Source organism: Streptomyces sp. NPDC107559, from assembly GCF_055657365.1.
Genome location: NZ_JBVKBD010000011.1, coordinates 64,975 through 86,275 on the forward strand (window position 1 = coordinate 64,975; position 21,301 = coordinate 86,275).

General features: G+C 71.3%; 20 protein-coding genes and 1 pseudogene. 11 read left to right on the forward strand and 10 right to left on the reverse strand.

The annotated features are described in order from the left end of the window. Positions 1-374 (reverse strand): annotated as a pseudogene (locus tag ACZ7OY_RS28875) (hypothetical protein); the annotation flags it as partial. Positions 375-831: 457 nt separating this feature from the next. On the opposite strand from ACZ7OY_RS28875, the gene ACZ7OY_RS28880 reads away from it, so the two are divergent. Then, entirely contained in the window at positions 832-2,187 is a 1,356-nt protein-coding gene (locus ACZ7OY_RS28880) for a beta-1,3-glucanase family protein (RefSeq protein ID WP_471914087.1), read from the forward strand. Positions 2,188-2,232: 45 nt separating this feature from the next. Here ACZ7OY_RS28880 and ACZ7OY_RS28885 read toward each other — a convergent pair whose 3' ends face one another. Then, complete coding sequence (locus tag ACZ7OY_RS28885) at positions 2,233-3,840, reverse strand: FAD-binding oxidoreductase (RefSeq protein WP_471914088.1); 1,608 nt, start codon at positions 3,838-3,840, stop codon at positions 2,233-2,235. 65 nt (positions 3,841-3,905) lie between these two features. Between ACZ7OY_RS28885 and ACZ7OY_RS28890 the strand changes: the two genes are divergently transcribed. Together ACZ7OY_RS28890 and ACZ7OY_RS28895 are read left to right on the forward strand one after the other, a co-directional pair. Continuing rightward, on the forward strand, positions 3,906-4,598 hold the full coding sequence (locus ACZ7OY_RS28890) for a TetR/AcrR family transcriptional regulator (protein ID WP_471914089.1): 693 nt from the start codon (positions 3,906-3,908) through the stop codon (positions 4,596-4,598). A 69-nt stretch (positions 4,599-4,667) separates the two neighbouring features. After that, entirely contained in the window at positions 4,668-5,561 is an 894-nt protein-coding gene (locus ACZ7OY_RS28895) for an NAD-dependent protein deacetylase (RefSeq protein ID WP_471914090.1), read from the forward strand. Between the two features lie 22 nt (positions 5,562-5,583). Here the strand turns inward: ACZ7OY_RS28895 and ACZ7OY_RS28900 are convergent, their stop codons facing one another. Next, positions 5,584-6,027 carry a hypothetical protein gene (locus ACZ7OY_RS28900; protein ID WP_384727084.1) on the reverse strand — a complete coding sequence of 148 codons (444 nt, stop codon included), beginning with the start codon at positions 6,025-6,027 and terminating at the stop codon, positions 5,584-5,586. A 329-nt stretch (positions 6,028-6,356) separates the two neighbouring features. Between ACZ7OY_RS28900 and ACZ7OY_RS28905 the strand changes: the two genes are divergently transcribed. Both ACZ7OY_RS28905 and ACZ7OY_RS28910 read left to right on the forward strand, forming a co-directional pair. Then, positions 6,357-6,806, forward strand: a complete 450-nt coding sequence (locus ACZ7OY_RS28905) for a hypothetical protein (RefSeq protein ID WP_471914091.1) — start codon at positions 6,357-6,359, stop codon at positions 6,804-6,806. 312 nt (positions 6,807-7,118) lie between these two features. After that, positions 7,119-7,853 (forward strand): VOC family protein, encoded by a 735-nt coding sequence (locus ACZ7OY_RS28910; RefSeq protein ID WP_471914092.1) that lies wholly within the window; start codon positions 7,119-7,121, stop codon positions 7,851-7,853. A 34-nt stretch (positions 7,854-7,887) separates the two neighbouring features. Here ACZ7OY_RS28910 and ACZ7OY_RS28915 read toward each other — a convergent pair whose 3' ends face one another. Then, positions 7,888-8,583, reverse strand: coding sequence for a response regulator (locus ACZ7OY_RS28915; RefSeq protein WP_471914093.1), 696 nt, complete (start codon positions 8,581-8,583; stop codon positions 7,888-7,890). Next, a complete protein-coding gene (locus tag ACZ7OY_RS28920) occupies positions 8,580-9,968 on the reverse strand; it encodes a sensor histidine kinase (RefSeq protein WP_471914259.1) in 1,389 nt (462 codons plus the stop codon). The genes ACZ7OY_RS28915 and ACZ7OY_RS28920 overlap by 4 nt, the downstream gene beginning before the upstream one ends. Positions 9,969-10,191: 223 nt before the next feature. Between ACZ7OY_RS28920 and ACZ7OY_RS28925 the strand changes: the two genes are divergently transcribed. The 3 genes from ACZ7OY_RS28925 to ACZ7OY_RS28935 all read left to right on the forward strand — a co-directional run bounded on the left by ACZ7OY_RS28925 (position 10,192) and on the right by ACZ7OY_RS28935 (position 14,166). Next, complete coding sequence (locus ACZ7OY_RS28925; protein ID WP_385524332.1) at positions 10,192-10,884, forward strand: ABC transporter ATP-binding protein; 693 nt, start codon at positions 10,192-10,194, stop codon at positions 10,882-10,884. Further along, positions 10,881-13,289, forward strand: coding sequence for an ABC transporter permease (locus ACZ7OY_RS28930; protein ID WP_471914094.1), 2,409 nt, complete (start codon positions 10,881-10,883; stop codon positions 13,287-13,289). Before ACZ7OY_RS28925 ends, ACZ7OY_RS28930 begins: the two co-directional genes overlap by 4 nt. A gap of 358 nt (positions 13,290-13,647) precedes the next feature. After that, positions 13,648-14,166, forward strand: coding sequence for a hypothetical protein (locus tag ACZ7OY_RS28935; RefSeq protein WP_471914095.1), 519 nt, complete (start codon positions 13,648-13,650; stop codon positions 14,164-14,166). Between the two features lie 12 nt (positions 14,167-14,178). On the opposite strand, the gene ACZ7OY_RS28940 is transcribed toward ACZ7OY_RS28935, so the two are convergent. Continuing rightward, a complete protein-coding gene (locus ACZ7OY_RS28940) occupies positions 14,179-14,925 on the reverse strand; it encodes a helix-turn-helix domain-containing protein (protein ID WP_471914096.1) in 747 nt (248 codons plus the stop codon). Between the two features lie 225 nt (positions 14,926-15,150). On the opposite strand from ACZ7OY_RS28940, the gene ACZ7OY_RS28945 reads away from it, so the two are divergent. From ACZ7OY_RS28945 to ACZ7OY_RS28955, 3 genes are read left to right on the forward strand one after another with little or no spacing between them, the layout of a single operon-like run. Further along, positions 15,151-15,813 (forward strand): DUF4097 family beta strand repeat-containing protein, encoded by a 663-nt coding sequence (locus ACZ7OY_RS28945; RefSeq protein ID WP_471914097.1) that lies wholly within the window; start codon positions 15,151-15,153, stop codon positions 15,811-15,813. Between the two features lie 42 nt (positions 15,814-15,855). Continuing rightward, a complete protein-coding gene (locus ACZ7OY_RS28950) occupies positions 15,856-16,845 on the forward strand; it encodes an ATP-binding cassette domain-containing protein (RefSeq protein WP_471914098.1) in 990 nt (329 codons plus the stop codon). Then, complete coding sequence (locus ACZ7OY_RS28955; RefSeq protein ID WP_471914099.1) at positions 16,842-17,633, forward strand: ABC transporter permease; 792 nt, start codon at positions 16,842-16,844, stop codon at positions 17,631-17,633. The genes ACZ7OY_RS28950 and ACZ7OY_RS28955 overlap by 4 nt, the downstream gene beginning before the upstream one ends. 51 nt (positions 17,634-17,684) lie before the next feature. Here the strand turns inward: ACZ7OY_RS28955 and ACZ7OY_RS28960 are convergent, their stop codons facing one another. The 4 genes from ACZ7OY_RS28960 to ACZ7OY_RS28975 form a co-directional block, all read right to left on the reverse strand. Then, positions 17,685-18,122 carry a glutaredoxin domain-containing protein gene (locus tag ACZ7OY_RS28960; protein ID WP_471914100.1) on the reverse strand — a complete coding sequence of 146 codons (438 nt, stop codon included), beginning with the start codon at positions 18,120-18,122 and terminating at the stop codon, positions 17,685-17,687. A gap of 181 nt (positions 18,123-18,303) precedes the next feature. Further along, on the reverse strand, positions 18,304-18,624 hold the full coding sequence (locus ACZ7OY_RS28965) for a hypothetical protein (RefSeq protein WP_471914101.1): 321 nt from the start codon (positions 18,622-18,624) through the stop codon (positions 18,304-18,306). Between the two features lie 724 nt (positions 18,625-19,348). Further along, entirely contained in the window at positions 19,349-20,218 is an 870-nt protein-coding gene (locus tag ACZ7OY_RS28970; RefSeq protein WP_471914102.1) for a GNAT family N-acetyltransferase, read from the reverse strand. A gap of 190 nt (positions 20,219-20,408) precedes the next feature. Then, a complete protein-coding gene (locus tag ACZ7OY_RS28975) occupies positions 20,409-21,221 on the reverse strand; it encodes an aminoglycoside phosphotransferase (protein WP_471914260.1) in 813 nt (270 codons plus the stop codon). Positions 21,222-21,301: the final 80 nt, after the last annotated feature.

Below are 21,301 nucleotides of genomic sequence, written 5' to 3' on the forward strand. Positions count from 1 at the left end.
TTGTCGTGCTCGGCGATGTAGGCCTTGCCGTCGGTGTACCGGACGATGTTGCCGGTGACGTACGACCTGCCGGCCACCCAGTCCGGGTAGCTCGCACAGGATCCGCCGGGGTTGCCCGAGCCGCTGTCGCAGCCGTAGGGCTCCCAGTACCAGGTGCTGATCGTGGGGTCGTAGCCCGGGTTGTCGTGCTCGGCGATGTAGGCCTTGCCGTCGGTGTACCGGACGATGTTGCCGGTGACGTACGACCTGCCGGCCACCCAGTCCGGGTAGCTCGCGCAGGATGCGGCGGAGGCGCTCGCAGCCGGCAGCAGCGTCGGCGCGGAGGCGCCGATCAGGATCGCGGTCAGGAGCGTAGCGGCGCGGCGGTGTGACACAGGATCAGTCCTTTGCGGAACAAGGCCGCACCGGAGGCAGGGCAGAGCCGTGCGCGTACGCCGACAGAGGGCCGACGTCGCAGGGTCCGGGCGGCTGTGGTGGGGGGTGCCGGGCCACACTCAACCGCTTTGGTCTGTACCAGTCAAGGGTGTAGACCAGTCAGGACCCTCGCGATGGCGGGAAATCGACTCGGTCGAACCGAAGTTGGCCAAGTCAAGTCTTGAACGCGCCTCCCCACAAGGGTGGTTGGCACCGTCGGAGTCCGAAGGCGCCGGAGGGTCGGACCCGACACCGGCGACGGCATTCGGCCCTCCGTCCCGCCCGGCACCCGAACTTTCCTAGCTCGGGCTTCAGTTGTTGACGTCCGGAACATGCGGGGATACAACCCGAGAGAGCGCTCTCCGTCTGCTGTTGCTCCGCCCCCACACACGCCGACCCGGCATGAGGAGAATTCGCATGCAGTCCTTGACCAGCGCCCTCCCGCACAGACCGCCCGACCTGACCGCGCGGGCCCGTACCGCTCTCGCCCTGGTGGCCGCCCTGCTCGCCGCCTGCGTCGCCGTCCTGACCCCGTCACCCGCGCACGCCGCCGACCAGTTGCTCTCCCAGGGAAGGCCCGCCACGGCGTCCTCGGTCGAGAACGGCTCCTTCCCGGCAGGGGCCGCGGTGGACGGCAACACCGGCACCCGGTGGTCCTCGGCCTTCTCCGACCCGCAATGGCTGCGGGTCGATCTCGGGTCCGTCCAGCAGCTCACCCGCGTCACCCTGAACTGGGAGGCCGCCTATGCCACGGCCTTCCAGATCCAGACCTCCACCGACGCGAGCACCTGGGCCACCGCGTACTCCACGACGACCGGCACCGGCGGCACCCAGAACATCACTGTCACCGGCAGCGCCAGATACGTACGCGTCCTCGGGACGACGCGAGCGACCCCCTACGGCTACTCCCTGTGGGAGTTCCAGGTGTACGGGCCCGGCAGCACCACCCCGCCGGACGCCTTCTGGGGAAGCACCGCCGACATTCCCGCCGCGCACAACGCCGTCGAGGTGAAGGTCCTCAACCGCACCAACGGCAAGTACCCCGACAGCCAGGTGTACTGGAGCTTCAACGGACAGGTCCACTCCATCGCGGAGCAGCCCTACCTCGACATGCCGGCCAACTCCGCGGGCCGTATGTACTTCTACCTCGGGTCGCCCAACGGTCCGTACTACGACTTCATCGAGTTCACCGTCGGCAACGACGTCTTCAACGGCAACACCACCCGGGTCGACGCCTTCGGCCTCAAACTGGCCATGCGCCTGCACTCCAAGGACGGTTACGACGTCGAGGTCGGTGAGAACCGGCAGACCTTCGCCGAGGACCGCGCGACCACCTTCCAGCGGTTCACGGCCGCCGCCCCCGCCCCGTTCAAGGTGCTGGCCCAGACCCAGTCCCCGTACCGGATCATCGCACCCGGCAGCGACCCGAGCTTCCGGGCCGGCGGCGCCAACGCCGACTACTTCACCTCCTACGCCCAGTCGGTGGGCGTGAACGCGGCCACCTCCGACATCTTCGGCTGCGCGGCGGCGCTGGCGGGCAACCCGAACATGTGCGCCGCCCTCAACCGTCATGTGGCGACCCTGCCCGCCTCCCAACAGGGGGATCCCGCCCAGTACTACAAGGCGGCGCCCGCCAACTACTACGCCAAGTTCTGGCACGACAGCGCCATCAACAACCTCGCCTACGGTTTCCCCTACGACGACGTGGCGGGCCAGTCCTCCTTCATCTCCCACGGCAGCCCGCAGTGGCTGCTGGTCGCCGTCGGCTGGTAGTCGGATCCACGGACCACGGGGCCGTGCCGGCCCGACACCGCCGGGTCAGCGAAGGGGATCGATCAGAACGCCGGGATTGAGGATCCCGGACGGGTCCAGCACGGCCTTGCCCGCCCGCAGGGCGGCGGCGAAGAGGTCGGGACGCTGCCGGTCGTACCAGGGCCGGTGGTCCCGGCCCACCGCATGGTGGTGGGTGATGGTGGCGCCGTGCGCGATCAGCACCTCGGAGACCGCGAGCTTGATCTCGTCCCACTGCTCCACGGTCCTGCCCCACCGGCCTGCGGCGTAGATCCCGAAGTACGGGGCGGGGCCGTCGGGGTAGACATGTGTGAACCGGCAGGTCACCACACCCGTGGCGCCCACCTGGCGCATGGCGTCCTGAGCCGCGGTCTCCACCGCCGCGCGGAGGCCGGCGAACCGGTCCCAGGTGCAGGCCGTCTCGAAGGTCTCCACGATCATGCCCTGGGCAGCGAGGGCGTCGCGCTGATACGGCATCCGCAGGAAGGAGGAGCGCCAGGTGTCGGCGGCCGAGGTCCGCGCGGCCGCGTCCTCGGTGTCGGTGTGACGCGGCGGCTCCGACAGCGTGCCTCCGTGGTCGCGGCAGAGTTCCAGGGCGCGTTGCATCGAGGTGGCGACGGGGTGGTCGGCGGACTCGAAGCCGAGCACCAGGACCGCGCTCGGGCTGCCCGCGTTGATCAACGCCTCCATGGGGTCCAGCAGTCGGCAGTTGGCCGGATCGAGTCCGGACTGCGACAGAGCCCGTACGGCCCGGACGCCCGCCTCGTAGTCCCCGAACGCCACCGTGGCCCCCGCCCGTCGGCGCGGCCGGTCCTGGAGCCGTACCCAGGCCTGGGTGATGACACCGAGTGCCCCCTCCGAGCCGAGGAAGAGACGGTCGGGCGAGGGGCCGGCACCCGAACCCGGGAGACGGCGGCTCTCGACCACACCGGCGGGCGTGACCACCCGCAGAGACTCGGTGAGGTCGTCGATATGCGTGAGGCGGGTGGCGAAGTGGCCGCCGGCCCGGGTCGCCAGCCAGCCGCCGAGACTGGAGAACTCGAAGGACTGCGGGAAGAACCGGAGAGTGTACCCGTGGGGCCTGAGCTGCTCCTCCAGGTGCGGGCCGAGGACCCCGGCCTGCACGAGCGCGGCCCGGCTCGTGCCGTCGACCTCCAGGACCCGGTCCAGCAGACCCAGATCCAGACTCACCACCCCCGCGTACTCCTCCCCCGTACGGGCCTCGACGCCTCCCACCACGGAGGATCCGCCGCCGAACGGGACGACCGCGACACCGGCACCGTCGCACCACTCCAGCGTGCTCACCACCTCGGCCTCCGACGTGGGGCGCATGACGAGGTCGGGCACATGGGGCAGCCTGCCGAGCAGCGCGCGTACGACATCGCGGAAGGCCTGGCCGTGACTGTGCGCCAGCCGGTCGCGGGTGTCGTACGACGCGAGCCGTGCCAGCGCGGGCGGGGCCGTCACCCGGCTCGGAGCCGGCTCGAACGACCCGACCGGCGGAGGCTCGTGGACGGTCAGGTCCGCGTCCGGCAGCAGCGCGGCGGTGCGCCGGGTGAGTTCCGCCCGCTCCGCGCCGGTCACCGCGTCCTCGACGTTGCCCCAGCCCCACCACGATCGCGTCTTGCCGCTCATCGCCCCTCCAGCTATCTGAACGTCGGGTAACTTACCGGGCGGTCACTTTGGCATAGGGTGGAGGCATGAGCAAGCAGGGGAACGTCACGCAGGGCGTGGGCACCAAGGGGATGCCCCGCAAGGACCGGGAGCGGCTGATCCTGGAGGCGGCCGCCGAGGAGTTCGGCGCGAAGGGGTACGCGCGCGGGTCGACCGCGACCGTGGCGGCGCGGGCCGGCATCACCAAACCCATGATCTACGAGTACTTCGGGTCCAAGGACGGCCTCTACCTGACCTGCCTCGAACGCGCGGGCACCCGGCTCGTCGAGGCCGTCGCCCGCGCCCAGCAGGGACCGTCCGACGTCGCGCGCGCCGTGCGCACCCTGGAAGCCGTCTTCCGCGCGCTCGAATCGCGTCTGCACGACTGGGAACTCGTCTACGACGCGACACTTCCGGCGGAGGGCCCGCTGCACGCCGCCGCGGCCGTGTACCGCAAGGAACTCAACCGGATGGGAGCCGTGGGCGTGGCCGAGTTCCTGCGTACCGCGCCCGCCGTCGAACCCCTGGACGCCGACCTCGTCACCCACCTCTGGTACGGGACCGTGAGCGGCGCCGTCGCCTGGTGGCGGCACCACCCCGAGCAGACGGCCGACGAGATGGCGGCGCGGTGCCGGCGCATCGTCGCGGCGCTCTGCGCTGACCCGCGGGAGGCACCCGGCACCACCGGGGCATCATCCGGTGCGGGCGGCGGCCAAGGACCGGCGGCGCGCCCGCACTGAGGCACCGCCGGGGCGACGGCCGGCCGGGGACCACCGGAGACGGCCGCGTCGATGCGTAAGCTGGAGGCCATGCGGACGCGACCCACTCTGGCCTGGGAGCCCACCGGCGGTCTGCCTCCGGCCTCGGCCGACCTGAGCGGTGTCGTCGAGGCCGTGCGGGCGGGCGGGGTCGTGGTGCTGAGCGGGGCGGGGCTGTCCACCGACTCCGGCATCCCGGACTACCGCGGGGAGCACGGCTCGCTGCGCCGGCACACTCCGATGACGTACCAGGAGTTCGTCGGCGGCGAGCCCGCGCGACGACGCTACTGGGCGCGCAGCCAGCTGGGTTGGCGGGCCATGACGAGGGCCCGCCCGAACGCCGGCCATCGGGCCGTCACCGCGCTCGGCGAGGCAGGCCTGGTCACCGGCGTGATCACCCAGAACGTCGACGGGCTCCAGCAGTCGGCCGGGGCGGCCGGCGTCATCGAGCTGCACGGAGGCCTGAGCCGCGTGGTCTGTCTGGACTGCGGTGACCTCAGCGCCCGTTCGGAGCTGGACCAGCGGCTGCGGGAGGCGAATCCGCGGTTCGAGGAGGCCGCCGAGGAGCACCGTGCCGCGCGCGTCAATCCGGACGGCGACGTGGAGCTGCCGGCGGAAGCGGTCCGCGCGTTCCAGGTGGTGGCGTGTGCGGTCTGTGGCACCGGGGTGCTCAAACCGGATGTCGTCTTCTTCGGCGAGAACGTGCCGCCCGAGCGGGTGGAGGCATGCGGGCGTCTCGTCGCGGAGGCCGCCACCCTGCTGGTGCTCGGCTCCTCCCTGACGGTCATGTCCGGGCTGCGTTTCGTGCGTCTGGCCGACCGGTCCGGCATCCCTGTCCTCATCATCAACCAGGGCCCGACCAGGGGAGACCGATGGGCCGCCGAGCGCGTCGACCTCCCGCTGGGACAGGCACTCCCCACCCTCGTGGCGCGGACCTGTCCGTGAACTCCGGCGGCCCCGGAGGGGGTCAGCGCGTGACCGGCAGGGCCCCGGCGAACACGTGGCCGTCGGCTCGGGTCTGGACCGGGAAGTCGACCTTGAGCGTGCCCTCCTGGCCCTGGACGGTCAGGTGGGTGACCACCTTCAGGCCGAGGAAGGTCTTCCTGGCCGCGGTCGCGGTGACGTACAGGCGGGCCATGTTCATCAGCAGCTTGCCCGGCTTGCCGCCCCGGTTGGCGTCGAAGAACAGGATTCGCTGGTTCGTCAGGACGACGTAGACCGCACGCGGGCGGACCGTCGCCATCACCATGCCCAGGGTGAGGACCCCGACCACGATCGCGGTGAGGGCCTGCCTGCGCACCGAGACCGTGCCGACGGAGGCCAGGCTGGTGAGCTCGACCCGCTCGTCCGGGAGCAGCAAGGGGGCCGAGGTCTCGAGCAGTTGTCTGGTGCGGCGTGCGTTCATGGCCATGGAAAGAAGCTCCTGGTGACGGGGCGGGACGGGGGTGGGGGGTGGCGTGGACAGGGATTGTTTCAAGCCAGGGCCAAGCCGAGCGATCATTCGCGACAAAGGGAACTCAAGTTCGAGTTATGAACAAGCCAAGATCACCCATCGAAGAGTCAAGCAGACGCATACATGTACCTTTTATGCGGCTTCACTCCGGTCGATCAGTCCGCTCCTCGGGCGCTCGCCAAGGCCGCCCGGTCACTCCCCGGAAGGGGCGGGCGGAGCGCGGCGCAAAGGGTCTGACCTGCGACGGGGCGCGGGCACGGGCACGGGGCAGGGTAGTGTCTGCCGGCATGCGCCGAACCCTTGTCGTGCCGCTGCTGGCGGTGGCCCTGTCGGGATGCTCGCTCCTCGGCCGGAACGCACCGTGCACCCTGGTGGGCGCGGAGTCGGGGATCTCCGCCGTGTGGCGGCCCGCCGACTTCGGCGGCCAGGACGCGGCGCGGATCAGGCTGTGCGTGAACAGCACGTGCAAGGAGCGGACCTCGGGCGCTCCCGACGACCCGTTCGCCTCGCTGTTCGTGCGGCTCCCCGACGATGTCGGCGCCTCCACCCTGCCGGTGCGGCTCACCGTGACCTCCGCGCAGAGCGGTGACACGGTCGTCGAGGACAGCACCCGGGCCAGGCTGACGGAGCAGCACCCCAACGGCACCTCGTGCCCGCCCACCGCCTGGACGGCGGCCTTCCGTGCCGACCCCGGCAAGGGCCTCGTCCCACCCGAGGGCATGAAAGTCCGGGGGTGAGTCCGAGCGAAGTGAATCCCTGGGCTCGGACGCGCCCGGGACGACGAGTCACCGCGGCCGGTCTGCGGCGCTGCCCGGACAGGGCTCCGCGGCCCTGAAATCCCTTCGACCGTGCTCGACTCGTTCGCTAGGGTCGTCGGGTTGCCGGCACTGTCGGAGCCGGCGGGGGTTCGGGGGTGACCTCCGGCGGAACCCGGGCTGTCCTGACCGACCCCGAAGGCGATGAGTTCTGCCTGCTCGAGGCTCGCGTCGTCCCGCTCCGACACCCGTCGGTGCCGGATCGACCGTCAGCGGAACGGAGATGTACGAGGTATGACGAGTCAACTGTTCGCGATCTGTTTCAACGCGACCCGTCCGTCGGATCTGGCACGGTTCTGGTCCGGTGTCCTCGGCTGGCAGCCGGCCGTCGGTCCGGACGAGGGCATCGCGATACTGCCGCCCGACCCGGCCGGGTACCGCATCCGGTTCCTGCCCAGCCAGGAACCGAGGACCGGCCGCAACCGGGCGCACTTCGACCTCACCAGCGCCACCCCGGAGGATCAGCGGCAGACGGTGGCCAGGGCCCTGGAGCTCGGCGCCGAGCACTTCGACGTGGGCCAGCTCCCGGAAGAGGAACACGTGGTGCTCGCCGACCCGGACGGCAACGAGTTCTGCGTCATCGAGGCGGGCAACAAGTTCCTCGCCGACACCGGCGTCATCGGAGCACTGTCCTGCGACGGCACGCAGGAGGTCGGCTACTTCTGGAGCAAGGCGCTGCGGTGGCCGCTGGTCTGGGACCAGGACCAGGAGACCGCGATCCAGTCGCCGGACGGCGGTACGAAGATCACCTGGGGTGGTCCGCCGGTGGCACCCAAGACGGGCACGAACAGGCTGTACCTGGAACTGGCACTCCCCGCCGACGCCGACCCGGAGGCCGAGCTCGACCGCCTGGTCTCGCTCGGCGCGACGCGTACGTCCACCGGCGAGGACCACGGCGGCGACCACGGCGGCCGGGTCCTGCTGCTCGACCCCGACGGCAACGAGTTCGCCGTACGCACGCACCGGTAGCGGGCCCGGCCCCGGCGGTGGCCCTGGCCGGTCGTCAGCCGCTGCCGGACGGGCCCTGCGGGGAGATCAGACCGCTCTCGTAGGCGAGTACCACGGCCTGTACGCGGTCCCGCAGATCGAGCTTCGACAGGATGCGGCCGACATGCGTCTTGACCGTGGTCGGGCTGAGGAAGAGGCGCTCCGCGAGTTCGGCGTTGCTCAGGCCGGTCGCCAGCAGGCGGAGCACCTCCAGTTCGCGCGGGGTCAGCCCGGACAGGTCGCGGCGCAGGGCCGTGCGCGGGGCCTCCTCGTGGTGCGCGAAACGCTCGATCAGCCTGCGGGTGATCGTGGGCGCGAGCAGCGCGTCCCCGGAGCGCACCAGGCGCACGGCCGCCACGAGGTGCTCGGGGGTGACGTCCTTGAGCAGGAAGCCGCTCGCTCCGGCGGTGAGCGCCGCGTACACGTAGTGGTCGAGGTCGTACGTCGTGAGGATGATGACCCGGGTGCCGTCGGAGCCGTCGGTGCCGCCGCCGAGGATGCGCCGGGTGGCCTCGATGCCGTCCATCCGCGGCATCCGGATGTCCATGAGGACGACGTCGGGCCGGGTGCGCCGGACGGCGTCGACCGCCTCGGCCCCGTCCGCCGCCTCGGCGACGACCTCGATGCCGTCGGCGGCGAGGATCATCCCGAAACCGGTGCGCACCAGGGCCTGGTCGTCCGCGATGACCGCGCGCAGGGCGGGCCCGCTCACAGCACCTCCCACGGGATGCGGGCCGCGACCCGGTAGCCGCCGGCCGGCGTCGGTGCGGCCGTGAGCCCGCCGCCGTAGAGCGCGAGCCGCTCGCGCAGCCCGATCAGACCGCGGCCGTTGCCGCCCACCGGCGGCGAGCCCCGGACCGCTCCCGTGTCGGTGACCTCGATCTCCAGCCAGGAGCCGGCGAAGCCGATGGTCACCGTCGCGCCGGCGCCCGCCGCGTGCTTGATCGTGTTGGTGAGCGCCTCCTGGACGACGCGGTACGCCGTGAGCTCCACCCCGGGCGGCAGCGGCCCGGGCGGCAGCGACACCGTCAGGTCCACGGGTGTCCCGGCGGCCCGCACCCTCTCGGCGAGGGCGTCGAGCTGACCGAGGCCGGGCTGCGGCTCCAGGCCGTCGGCGGGGGTGTCGGAGCCCGCCGCCGGGCCCGCGAGCAGGCCCATCACATGGCGGAGTTCGGCCATGGCGGCGCGGCCGCCCGCCTCCACCGCCAGCAGCGCCTCCTTGGACCGCTCGGGGGCCGCGTCCATCACCTTGCGCGCCGCACCCGCCTGAATGACCATCACGCTCACATTGTGGGTGACGACGTCGTGGAGTTCGGCGGCTATCCGGGCGCGTTCCTCCTCGACGGCCCTGCGCATGGCCTTCTCCTGGGCCTGCTGCAGGTCCGTGAACCGTTTCCGGCTGGCATCCAGCCGCAGCCGCCCGAGGCGCACGAGGCTGGCCAGCACCCCGACGACCAGGAGCACCACGGCAGGGCTGGACCAGCCGGGGAGGATGGGATCCGTGTCCCGGAACGCGACACCCGCCAACACGGCGGCGGCGATCAGCGCGGCCAGGGCCCGGGTTCGGTAGCGGCTGTGCGCGACGGCCGTGTACGCCGCGATGCTGCAGGTCAGCACGTTGATCCAGGAGACGGTGTCACCCAGGGCCAGCGCGGCGGCGGCGATCACACCGAACGCGAGCAGCGGATACCTGCGCCTGGCCACGAGCGGCAGCGCCGACAGCACGACCAGACCCCAGGGCGGCGCCGCCGGCTCGAACTCGTACCCGGCCTCGGGCCGGTAGCCGGGCCCGGGCACGGCCGGTGGGGCCGGAAGCACCGCCCGGCCCTCGACGACGGCCCTGGAGCTGATCCGTACCGGCCCGTCGCCGGGATAGCGCGTCGCCACGACCAGCGCGACGACGGTCAGCACGAGTGCCAGCACCACGTCCAGCCGCACCGCCCGCCGGGACAGCGGGGCGGGCTCGCCCTCCGGCCGCATCGCGTCGCGGACATGCGCCCACCAGGTGCCGGGGCGCAGCAGATCGCCGGCCCGCGCCCGCCGGCTGTCCGCCCGCGGTGCGCCGCTCGACCGCTCGTACGGGTCCTCCGTCGCCATCACCCGTACATTGTGCGGCCCGTGCCCAAGGCCGACGTCCGCCTGTGTGACCAGCGCTTCTGTCCGCCGGACGTACTCCTCGAGGATGACCCCGCAGCCGGATCCTCCGCGGGGAGGGCCCTATGTCGGTGCCACGGCCGACGCGCCGCCGCGGCGCCCGCCCGTACGTTCACCGGGCCCGCACAGGGAATCAGCTCCCCGACCACGAAGGACGGACACACCCATGACTCACGTGATCGAACTGGAGGGCGTGGCCAAGCGGTACGGCGGCGCCGACGCCCCGGCGCTGGGACCGGTCGATCTCGGCGTGGCCCAGGGCGAGGCCCTGGCCGTGACGGGGCCGTCCGGCAGCGGCAAGTCCACGCTGCTCAATCTCGTCGCCGGTCTTGACCGGCCCAGCGAGGGCACCGTGACCGTGGCCGGACAGCGCATCGACCGGCTGAGCGAGCACGCGCTGGCCCGGTTCCGCCGCGAGCGGATCGGCATGGTCTTCCAGTTCTTCAATCTGCTCGACGACCTCACCGTCGCCGACAACATCCAGCTTCCCGCCCAGCTGACCGGGACGGCCCGGCGGGCGGCGGCGTCCCGTGCCGGAGAGCTGATGGAGGTGCTGGGAATCCAGAAGCACGCACGCGCCTACCCGGGGCGGTTGTCCGGCGGCGAACGCCAACGGGTCGCCGTGGCACGGGCCTTGGTGAACAAGCCCGCCCTGCTGCTCGCCGACGAGCCGACCGGCGCGCTGGACACCGCGTCGGGGCAGGACGTACGGGAACTGCTCGTGGATCTGCACCGCGGTGGCCAGACCGTCGTCCTGGTCACGCACGATCTGGAGCTGGCCCGGGCGTGTGCGACCCGCACGATCCATCTGGTCGACGGTCACGTCGCCGTCGACACGCACGCGGAGGCCGTCCGATGATCCGGTTCGGCAGCGGTGCCCTCGGGCGGGTCGTACGCTCCGGGGTCGGCAGACGACGCGTCCAGACACTGGTGATCGCCGTGGCCACGATGATGGCGGTCGCCTCGGCCGTGGTCGCCGGGTCCTTGCTGGTCGCCACGAACGCGCCCTTCGACCATGCCTTCGCACGCCAGCACGGGGCGCACCTGACCGTGTCGCTCGATCCGGACCGGGTGAGCGCGGCGCAGCTCGCGAGCACCCGCCGGCTGGCGGGGGTCACGGCGAGCGCGGGACCGTTCCCGTCCACGACGATCAATCCGGTCGGGCCGGACGGCGGACACCTGCCCGCGCTGACGCTGGTGGGACGGTCGGGGCCGGGCAAGGACGTGGACGCACTGGATCTGAAGTCGGGCCGGTGGGCCCGCAAGTCCGGCGAGATCGTCCTGTCCGCCTCGTTCGCCGGCCAGTTCCTCCCGCTCGGTGAGACGCTGAAGAGTTCCGACTCCGCGGACGCGCAGACGCTGACCGTCGTGGGCTTCGCGCTGTCGGCCAGTGGGAGCGCCGAGATGTGGGCGACCCCCGCTCAGGTCAGGTCCCTCGCCACCGGGGAGAGCGTCCTCACGAACCAGATGCTCTACCGCTTCGACTCCGCGGCCACGAAGGCGCAGATCACCGCCGACCGCAAGAGGCTCACGGCCGCCCTGCCCTCCGGGGCGCTGGTCGGCACCCAGTCGTGGCTGGACACCAAACACTCCGCCAATCAGGGCGCGGCGGCGACGATCCCGTTCCTGTTCGCGTTCGGCGTGCTCGGCATCGTCATGTCGGTGATCATCGTCGGCAGCGTGATCAGCGGCGCCGTGGGCACCAGCCTGCGCCGGATCGGCATCCTCAAGGCCATCGGATTCACCCCGCGCGAGGTCGTACGGGCCTATGTGGCCCAGGCATTGATCCCCGCCGCGGCCGGTATCGCCCTGGGTGTCGTCCTCGGCAACCTGCTGGCCGTGCCGCTGCTGAACGACACCGAGTCCGTGTACGGCACCGTGTCGCTGTCGGTGGCCTGGTGGGTGGACGTCGTGGTGCCGGCCGGTGCGCTGCTCGTGGTCGCGGTCGCGGCGCTGGTGCCCGCGCTGCGGGCCGGGAGGCTGCCCACGGTCGAAGCCATCGCCGTCGGCAGGGCGCCGCGCACCACGCGCGGACAGTGGGCGCATCGGGCCGCGGGACGGCTCCCGCTGCCACGCCCGGTGACGTACGGCCTCGCGAGTCCCTTCGCGCATCCCGTGCGTGCGATCGCCATGGTGCTGGCGGTGACCTTCGGGACCGTGGCCGCGACATTCGCGGTGGGACTGACGCATTCCCTCAACGCGGTGGCGAGCGCGCAGGATCCCGAGGACCGCGCCGACGTCACCGCCGTCACCGGGGCAGCCGGGCCGGGCCCCGGCCGGGTGCAGAGGGCGCCCGCGGCCGGTGCCGAGCGTGCGCCCGCCGCTTCGGGGTCGAACGAGCAGCAGCCGTCGGCCGATCCGGCCGCCGTGCGTGCCGCGATCGCGAAGCAGCCCGGCACCGCCTCGTACTTCGGCACGACGGCGGGCGACGCCACGGTGGCCGGGGTCTCCGGCACCGTCCGGGCCACCCTCTACCAGGGTGATTCCCGCTCCGGTGCCTACGAGATGATCGCGGGCCACTGGCTCGGCGGGCGGGGTCAGGTCGTGGTGCCCACCAACTTCCTGGAGCGGACCGGCACCAGGATCGGCGACAGCGTGCGGGTGACGTTCCAGAAGGAGACCGTGAGCCTGCGGATCGTCGGCGAGGCCTTCGACACCTCGGACGACGGCATGAGCGTCCACGCGGATCTCGACAGCTTCGCGAAGGCGGAGCCGGGGGTCTTCCACATCGAGGTCAAGTCGGGTGTCTCTGCGGCCGATTACGCGCAGAAGCTCGCCGGGGTGGTCAAGCCGCTGGGCGCCGACGCCTTCGCCGAATCCGCCCCCGAGGGCGAGAACATGATCGTCCTGTTGGAGGCCATGGCCGCGCTCCTCACCTTGATGCTGGTCTCCGTGGCGGGTCTCGGCGTGCTCAACTCCGTCGTCCTCGACACCCGCGAGCGCGTCCACGACCTGGGGGTGTGCAAGGCGCTGGGCATGTCCCCGCGGCAGACCGTGAGTCTCGTGCTCGCCTCGGTGGCCGGGATCGGTGTGGTCGGCGGGCTGATCGGCGTCCCGGCCGGGTTCGCGCTGCACGGCTATGTGCTGCCGGTCATGGGAGCGTCCGCGGACACCCGCCTGCCACCGTCGGTCCTCGACGTGTACGACACCCCGCAACTGGTGCTGCTGGGCCTCGCCGGGCTGGTCGTCGCCCTGGTGGGCGCGACGGCTCCGGCGGGCTGGGCGTCCAGGGTCCGCACGGCCACGGCGTTGCGCACGGAGTGATGGACCGCCCTCGGCGCCGTGCGCTGCCCGCGGGAACACGGCGGGAGCAGGGGCACGGCGCCGGTGCGGGTAGGGGCACGGCGCCGGTGCGGGTACGGGTACGGCGCCGGTGCGGGTACGGGGGGCAGTCGGCGGCGGCGCGGGGTCCGCGTCGGCGAAGGGGGCCTGCCCGGGGCGGGCCCTTGCCGGGCCGACTCGGCCCAGCGGCCGGGCGGCCGGGCGGCCGGGCGGCCACAGGGCGGCAACGAGCGCGCAACGGGTGGGCGGCAGGACCCCGGACCCGCACCACTCGCCCCCTACCATCCAGGGACAGGGGCCCTGCGCGCCCCTCGGCGGGGGGCTCAGCATGTGGTCGGTGATGTCAGGGCGGGTGTTCCGGCGTCTCGCCGCTTCCGTCACGGTCGGTACGGCCCTCGCCGCGACATCGGGATGCACGGTCCCCATCGATGCCGTCGCCGGTGTCTCTGCCACCGCCGACGGCCATCTCCTCGGCGTGATGATGGTCTGCGAGCAGCGGCTCGACGGCGCGACCCTGTACGTGGACGGCGCCGACGCCGACAGACAGGTGACGGTGGGTGAATGGACCGCCGACCACCCCCTCACCACCGGTCTGACCACCTGGGCCCTCGACGCTCCCCCTCCGGGCTGGACCGCGACGAAGCCCCTCGCGCCGCTCACCGCAGGGACCACGTACACCCTCTACGGCTGGACCGAGGACAACACGTCGTCGTCGAGAGGCGTCTCCTTCACCCTGGCCGACCGGGACCGCCTCGCCCCGGGACAGGTGCGCTACGAGGCCGTCTCGGACAGCGGCGACGAATCCGCCGTCACCGTGCCCACAGCGGAGTTCAAGGCCAGGGCCTGCCAGGGCATGTGACGCCGAGCCACGTCAGGAATCGGTGTCATCCGTGCCGGCCGCGGCCGGCTCGGCCTTCGTGGAGAGGATGTCGCGGGCCTGTTCCGCGGCGCGAGCGAGGTTCTCGGCGACGAAGTCGAGGAAGCGGGCCACGTTCTCCAGCCGGACGGCGGCCGGGGTGCCCGCGCCGAGCACGCCCACGCCCTGCCGCGCCAGCTCGACCTGCTGGGTGAGGGAGCGGACGCTGGCGATCATCGACTGGTACCAGAGGTCCTCGTCGACGACGTAGCGCTCGCGACGGCGTTCGTCGCGCTCCCTGCGGACGAGGGCCTGACTCTCCAGGAATGCGATCGACTTGGAGACGGACGCCGGGCTGACCCGGAGGCGCTGGACCAGTTCGGCCGCGGTCAGGCTGCCGGTGTCGGAGGTCAGGAGGCTGACCATCACGCGCGCCATCATCTTGGTCAGGCCCGACTGCATCATGACGGTGGTGAACTGCTCCTCGTACTCGGCCACGGCCACCGGGTCGCGTCCGTGCGGCAGCGCTGCCGGCTTCGCTCCCTGGGCGGCGGCGGGGCTGCGCCGTTGGGTCCGGCGTTCGGTGGCGCGGTGGGCCAGGTCCGCGCGGTAGCCGGTGGGGCCGCCGTTGCGCATCACCTCACGCGTGATCGTCGAGGTCGGACGCTCCAGACGGCGGGCGATCTCCGCGTACGGAAGGTTGTCGGCCAGCCCCAGCGCGATCTGCTGACGGTCCTTCTGGGTGAGTCTGCCTCCCGGCATCGCCATCTCCTCCATGTTCCCGTGGTACCGCCACCATAGCGTTCACGCTCAGCCCATTGCAACAACCGGCAAGAGTCGCTGTTGCATTACGTTCAGAGTCGTTGCAACAAATTCCCGTCACTCACCAGCAATAACAGCGATTTGATGCAACGTCACGGTTGCCAGACCCATGAATGCAACGTAGCTTTTCCAATGTCAGAAACAACGACTCGCAAGGAGAGAACGATGCAGAAGTTCGACACCCCCGCCCCGATCTCCGCCGTGTTCGACATCCCCGCGGGCCGCATCCAGATCATCGCCGCCGACCGGACCGACACCACGGTCGAGATCCGGCCCGCGGACGCCTCGAAGAACCGTGACGTGAAGGCGGCGGAACAGACCACGGTCGTCCACGCCGACGGGATCCTGCGGATCGAGGTCCCGGCAGGGAACCAGTTGCTCGGCTCCTCCGGTGCCGTCGCGGCGACCGTCCAGCTGCCCGCCGGCTCCCGCGTCGAGGCCAAGGCGGCCGCCACCGAGTTCCGGGTGGTCGGACGCGTCGGTGACGTCGTCTTCGACGGCGCCTACCAGCAGATCAAGATCGACGAGGCCGCGAGCCTCGACCTCACCGCGACCGACGGCGACGTCGAGGTCGGCCGGCTGAGCGGCCCCGCCCGGATCAGCACCATGCGGGGCGACATCCGGATCGCCGAGGCCGTCCGCGGCCAGGTCGAACTCCGCACCCAGCAGGGCGACATCTCGGTCGGCGCCGCCTCGGGGGTCTCGGCCGCCCTGGACGCCGGCACCTCGCACGGCCGCGTCAGCAACGACCTCAAGAACGACGGCACCACCGAGCTCAACATCCACGCGACCACCTCCCAGGGCGACATCACCGCCCGCAGCCTCTGACCCTCGACTGTCGACTCGCAGCCCCAGAAGGAGCATCCACTCATGACCGGCTTGGCCATCGCGGCACACGGGCTGCGCAAGGCTTACGGAGACAAGACCGTCCTCGACGGCATCGACCTGAACGTCCCCGAAGGAACGGTCTTCTCCCTGCTCGGCCCGAACGGCGCAGGCAAGACCACCACCGTCAACATCCTCTCCACCCTGATCTCCCCCGGCCCCGGCTCCGGGGAGATCCGGGTCGGCGGCCACGACCCGGCCACCGATCCGCAGGCCGTACGTGCCGCGATCGGCGTCACCGGGCAGTTCTCCGCCGTCGACGGACTGATCACCGGTGAGGAGAACATGCTCCTCATGGCCGACCTGCACCACCTGTCCCGGCGCGAGGGTCAACGGGTCACGGCCGAACTCCTCGAACGCTTCGACCTGGTGGAGGCGGCCAGGAAGCCGGCCTCCACCTACTCCGGCGGCATGAAGCGCCGCCTCGACATCGCCATGACCCTGGTCGGCAGCCCGCGGATCATCTTCCTCGACGAGCCGACCACCGGCCTGGACCCGCGGGCCCGCCACAACATGTGGCAGATCATCCGAGAGCTGGTCACCGGCGGCATCACCGTCCTCCTCACCACCCAGTACCTGGAGGAGGCCGACGAACTCGCCGACCGCATCGCCGTCCTGAGCAACGGCAGGATCGCCGCCGAGGGGAGCGCCGACGAGCTGAAGCGGCTGGTCCCCGGCGGGCACATCAGGCTCCGCTTCACCGACCCGGCCGCCTACCAGGCGGCCGCCACCGCCCTGCGCGACGTCACCCGCGCCGACGAGGCCCTGGCGCTCCAACTCCCCAGCGACGGCAGTCAGCGTGAACTGCGCGCGATCCTCGACCGGCTGGACACCGCCGGCATCGAGGCCGACGAACTGACCGTGCACACGCCCGACCTCGACGACGTCTTCTTCGCCCTCACCGGCAACACCGGAGTGCCCGCCCAGACCGCCCAGACCGCCCAGACCGTCAAGTCCAAGGAGACTGCCCGATGAGCGCCCTCTCTCTCGCCGTGCGCGACTCCACCACCATGCTGCGCCGCAACCTCCTGCACGCCCGCCGCTATCCCTCGCTCACGCTGAACCTGCTGCTCACCCCGGTGATGCTGCTTCTGCTGTTCGTCTACATCTTCGGCAACACGATGGGCGCCGGGCTGGCCGACGGCGGTTCGGGCCGCTCCGCCTACATCGCCTACATCGTCCCCGGCATCCTGCTGATGACCATCGGCAGCACCGTCATCGGCGCCGCCGTGTCCGTCGCCACCGACATGTCCGAGGGGATCATCGCCCGCTTCCGCACCATGGCCATCCACCGCGGCTCGGTCCTCATCGGGCACGTCGTCGGCAGTGTCATGCAGTCGGTGGCCAGCGTCGTCCTCGTCGGCGCCGTCGCCGTGGCCATAGGCTTCCGCTCCACCGATGCCACCGTGCTGGAGTGGCTGGCGGCGTTCGGACTGCTCACGCTGTTCGCCCTGGCGCTCACCTGGATCGCCGTCGGCATGGGCATGGCCAGCCCCAACGCCGAGGCCGCCAGCAACAGCGCCATGCCGCTGATCCTGCTGCCCCTGGTCTCCAGCGCCTTCACCCCGATCGACGCGATGCCGGGCTGGTTCCGGCCCATCGCCGAGTACCAGCCCTTCACCCCCGCCATCGAGACCCTCCGCGGCCTCCTCCTCGGCACCGGGATCGGCAACAACGGCTGGCTCGCCGTGGCCTGGTGCCTGGTGCTCGCGGCACTCGGCTACCGCTGGTCGACCGCCTCCTTCAGACGCGACCCGAAGTGACCGCCCTCGGCACCCGGGCCAACCGGCTCGGGTGCCGAGGCATGTCCCGGCTCACCCGGAAGAGGAGATCTGCCCCCGAACCCACGCGGGATCGGGGTTGGTGTGCGGTTGGCCCGCCACGACGACGGTCGGCACGGTCTCGTTGCCGCCGTTGGCCGCCCGCACCGCCGCGGCCCCTTCCGGGTCACGCCAGATGTCGACCCAGTGCAGGCTGCGGGCGCTGCGCCCCAGCCGGAGCCGCAGGCGCAGGCAGTACGTGCAGCCCGGCCGCCAATAGACGACCGGCCGGCCGTCGACCGCACTGCGGCGTCGTGCCTCCACCGCACCGACCGACCGCGGGAACACGAGCGGCGAGTTCATGGCTGCGAGCAACCCGAACAACAGCAGAACCGCCGCAGCGGCCCCGGGGCTCCCGCTCAGGAACAGACCGACACCGAGGACCACACCGCAGAGCCCGAAGGGAATCGCCAAGTTCCAGGAGCGCGTCATGACGACGCAGGCTAGCGCGACGAGGACCAGGCCGGAGCCCCGGCCTGGTCCTGTCACATCGCCTGCCCCGCTACGCCTCCCGTCCTGCCACGTCCCCTGTCACATCGCCAGTCCTGTCACATCACCCGTCCCGTCACATCGCTCCGTGCCCGTCCCGTCACATCGCTCCGTGTCCGTCCCGTCACATCGCTCCGTGCCCGTCCAGTTCCCGCCGGGCCTCAAGGGCCCGCGCCAGCACCTTGGCCCGGTAGGGATTCGCGGTGTCGAGGGCCGTCGCCACCGCCACCGCCTCGTCCAGCAGCGCCAGCCGTTGCCGGGGCAGGTCCCGCACCTGCGCCGACGCGCTGGCCGCCACCAGGACGTACGCCAGCTTCGACCCGTACGCCTCCGGCTCGACCTGCGTCAACAGGCGGTAGATCCACAGCCCTTCGGTGCCACGCACCACCCGCTGGTTGGTGCTGAGCAGCCGTACCCTCGCCCGCATGACCATGTCCTGATCCATCGATCCCCCTTCGTTCCCGCACCCCGACCCGCACCCGTCGCACGACGAGACAGCACGGCGAACGCGCCGACAGCCGAGGACGGTTGCCGACACGAACGTCGAGGAGTGGATGACGACGAGTCTGCGGGCAGGCCACCAGCCGCTACAAGTCCGGACGGACGTGCGCTCCTTGCTAGTTAGGTCCCTGACCTGCGACGATGCTGTGACCTCGACAGATTCCTACGGATTCCTACGCCCCGATCCGCATTCGGCGCTCCCAAGCCGTGGGTGGTGCGCCAGTTGGCGCACGGCTGACGCACCGGCTGTCACGTGCGGCAACGAGGCCATGAGCCATCTGGGGCCCGCGTGGCACCTGCGGCAAATTTCTGGCCGGTTCTCGTGAAAGTTACGCAGATTGCGGCGCGTCCAAACTGACTCGACCGCCGAATAGATGGTGGGCCCAGCAACAGGTCTGCCGGGCCCACCCGCGGTCCCGGGGCCCTGCTTGCGGAGCAAGGGTTTCCGGGGCCGCTTACTGCACGACTTCGGCTCCCGCCGCGGAGCAAGGACCGAAGTCGTCCTGCCGCACCCAAGCACGGCAAGCCTTACCAAACCGGCACGTGATTCATTCTCAGCGAGTGAGCACGGTGCCTAAACGAAACTTCTCAGCCCACAATTTGAATCTACGACCATCGTCGTAGCGTGGGACGACAACCACGGCCGATGCACCGCCGCCGTCCCCTGGTCAGGCATCGGCCTGTGCCACGAACCCCAGCGACTCCAGCCCCTCGCTGGCGCACAGCCGGTCGGACGCCCCTCCCACCTTGGTCTGGAGCAGCTGGTAGTCGGCGCCGTGCAGGTGCCCCCAGTGCATCGCCGCCCGCCACAGAGCCCGCCCGCACCCGGCGCCGCGGTGCTGTGGCAGGACTCCGAAGTACTGCGGCAGCAGCCGGGCCCGGCCTGCCGAGTCCGTCATGGTCTCCATGGGGCCGATGGCGCCCGCCACGCTGTCCCCGTCGAGGACAGTGAGGACTGGCCCCAAGCTTCCTGCTCGCATCCGCTCGTGGAGGAACGCGAAGCCATCGTCGGCCATCGCCTCGGCGAAGGCGGCGAACCGCCCGGGATCGGGGAGCTGTTTGCAATCCAGGACCCTCACGTCGGGCGCCGGGCCCGGCCCGCTGGCGAAGTCCTTGAGCTGGACCCGCGTTGCGCCCTGGGCGCGCGCGTCGGGCTGCTCCGGCCCGAGAAACCAGACGATCCGGGCCCTGCCAGCCCGGCGGGCGGCGGCAAGCTTGCGCGCCAAGCCCGCGCCGGCCATCAGACTGTCCGGCTCGGGGCCATACACATAGACCTTGACCGTGCCCGGCCCGTGCTCCATCAACGTCGGCACGAGGGTCCGGCGTCGATCGTGCTCGATGCCGTCGACCAGGACTGATTCCGCCTTACGGCCGGACCAGCGACGGTCCTTGTCGTATGGCAGAAAACAGCCGGTGCCAGCGGTCTCGATGACGGCCTCCAACAGAGCCGAGAGTTGGTCGTCCTGGCGGACGGGGCCGAGGGTCGGGATGTACGGCACAGGCATCACAGGCTGGATCCAGTCCCAGTGAAAGCGCATACCCGCACGCTACTCACGTTCCCGCACCCGCCGCAGGCCCCGGCGCGATGACGCCAGGGCCTGCGCATTCATGACCGGATCGGGGCGAAGGGCGGGCCAGGTCAGTCCGGGTTGTCATCGACCGTATTCAGTCGCGACCAACTAAGCGGCCGTTCAGACTGTTTATGCATCTGCGCCCCGAATGTGCCAGTCACTTTCCAGCCGCCCACGGAGTCAGAAGCACGTACGTCCGCAACTGCGCGGCGCAGCCGGCCATGGCGACCTTCCAGGGCTGCGGATCGTCGTGCGCGATCTCGCGCCACATCCGCATCGTTGCTACGGCGAAAGCCTCCAGGGCCGGGCGGGACGCCTCGCGCCAGGACGGCAGCCGGCTCACCCAGGTGACCGCCTCTCCCGGGGCCTGCCCGGCCTCGACCAGCCGGACGGCCAGGACATAGGGGTCGATGAATGCGGCGCCCCTGGTGGGCCACGCCCAGTCGACGATCCGCGCCCGTTCCCCGATCAGCACGTTGTCCGGGGCGAAGTCCGTGTGCAGCAGCGTCTCCCCGGCGAACAGCCCTTCCGTGCCCTCGTCGGCGTACGCAGCCCATCGCCGCTCTGCCCGCTTCAGTTCCACCTCTGCGGGGACGGTGACCTGTTGCAGCTCCCGCAGGGCATCCAGGACGAGGACCAGGTCGCCGCTGTCGGTGAAGTCGGCGTGGTGGCCCGTGACGACCTGGTAGCCGAGAAGCGTCCACCCTCCGGCCTCCACATACCACCGCAGCCGCGGGCAACAGGCTGGCAGGTAAGGGCTGATGACGACCTCACGCAGCTGGGACACCGCCTGCGGATGGTCGGACGGGATGCCCTTGACGAATACCTGGCCGCTCTCCGTCTCGAGGACGGCGGCAATACCCGAGTTGAAGCCGCCCTTCGCGGTGGCGCAGGCCTTCACACGGCCGGCCTCCATCTCGACCGCCCGGCGGGCGGCGTCCGGGAGGTCATGGAACGCGAGGCGGAGCATGGACACGACGTGATCCTCATGAGGTGGGCAGGTGACGCGTTGCCCCAGCCCTCCGGGAGGACTGGGGCAACGCCTGGGTC

Bases quoted from the DNA above. Each gene is read 5' to 3' on its own strand.
- ACZ7OY_RS28965 (WP_471914101.1), bottom strand. From the start codon at position 18,624: ATGGATCAGGACATGGTCATGCGGGCGAGGGTACGGCTGCTCAGCACC.
- ACZ7OY_RS28960 (WP_471914100.1), bottom strand. From the start codon at position 18,122: ATGACGCGCTCCTGGAACTTGGCGATTCCCTTCGGGCTCTGCGGTGTG.
- ACZ7OY_RS28925 (WP_385524332.1), top strand. From the start codon at position 10,192: ATGACTCACGTGATCGAACTGGAGGGCGTGGCCAAGCGGTACGGCGGC.
- ACZ7OY_RS28940 (WP_471914096.1), bottom strand. From the start codon at position 14,925: ATGCCGGGAGGCAGACTCACCCAGAAGGACCGTCAGCAGATCGCGCTG.
- ACZ7OY_RS28920 (WP_471914259.1), bottom strand. From the start codon at position 9,968: ATGGCGACGGAGGACCCGTACGAGCGGTCGAGCGGCGCACCGCGGGCG.
- ACZ7OY_RS28900 (WP_384727084.1), bottom strand. From the start codon at position 6,027: ATGGCCATGAACGCACGCCGCACCAGACAACTGCTCGAGACCTCGGCC.
- ACZ7OY_RS28970 (WP_471914102.1), bottom strand. From the start codon at position 20,218: ATGCGCTTTCACTGGGACTGGATCCAGCCTGTGATGCCTGTGCCGTAC.
- ACZ7OY_RS28975 (WP_471914260.1), bottom strand. From the start codon at position 21,221: ATGCTCCGCCTCGCGTTCCATGACCTCCCGGACGCCGCCCGCCGGGCG.
- ACZ7OY_RS28955 (WP_471914099.1), top strand. From the start codon at position 16,842: ATGAGCGCCCTCTCTCTCGCCGTGCGCGACTCCACCACCATGCTGCGC.
- ACZ7OY_RS28945 (WP_471914097.1), top strand. From the start codon at position 15,151: ATGCAGAAGTTCGACACCCCCGCCCCGATCTCCGCCGTGTTCGACATC.
- ACZ7OY_RS28885 (WP_471914088.1), bottom strand. From the start codon at position 3,840: ATGAGCGGCAAGACGCGATCGTGGTGGGGCTGGGGCAACGTCGAGGAC.
- ACZ7OY_RS28935 (WP_471914095.1), top strand. From the start codon at position 13,648: ATGTCAGGGCGGGTGTTCCGGCGTCTCGCCGCTTCCGTCACGGTCGGT.
- ACZ7OY_RS28910 (WP_471914092.1), top strand. From the start codon at position 7,119: ATGACGAGTCAACTGTTCGCGATCTGTTTCAACGCGACCCGTCCGTCG.
- ACZ7OY_RS28930 (WP_471914094.1), top strand. From the start codon at position 10,881: ATGATCCGGTTCGGCAGCGGTGCCCTCGGGCGGGTCGTACGCTCCGGG.
- ACZ7OY_RS28950 (WP_471914098.1), top strand. From the start codon at position 15,856: ATGACCGGCTTGGCCATCGCGGCACACGGGCTGCGCAAGGCTTACGGA.
- ACZ7OY_RS28880 (WP_471914087.1), top strand. From the start codon at position 832: ATGCAGTCCTTGACCAGCGCCCTCCCGCACAGACCGCCCGACCTGACC.
- ACZ7OY_RS28890 (WP_471914089.1), top strand. From the start codon at position 3,906: ATGAGCAAGCAGGGGAACGTCACGCAGGGCGTGGGCACCAAGGGGATG.
- ACZ7OY_RS28905 (WP_471914091.1), top strand. From the start codon at position 6,357: ATGCGCCGAACCCTTGTCGTGCCGCTGCTGGCGGTGGCCCTGTCGGGA.
- ACZ7OY_RS28895 (WP_471914090.1), top strand. From the start codon at position 4,668: ATGCGGACGCGACCCACTCTGGCCTGGGAGCCCACCGGCGGTCTGCCT.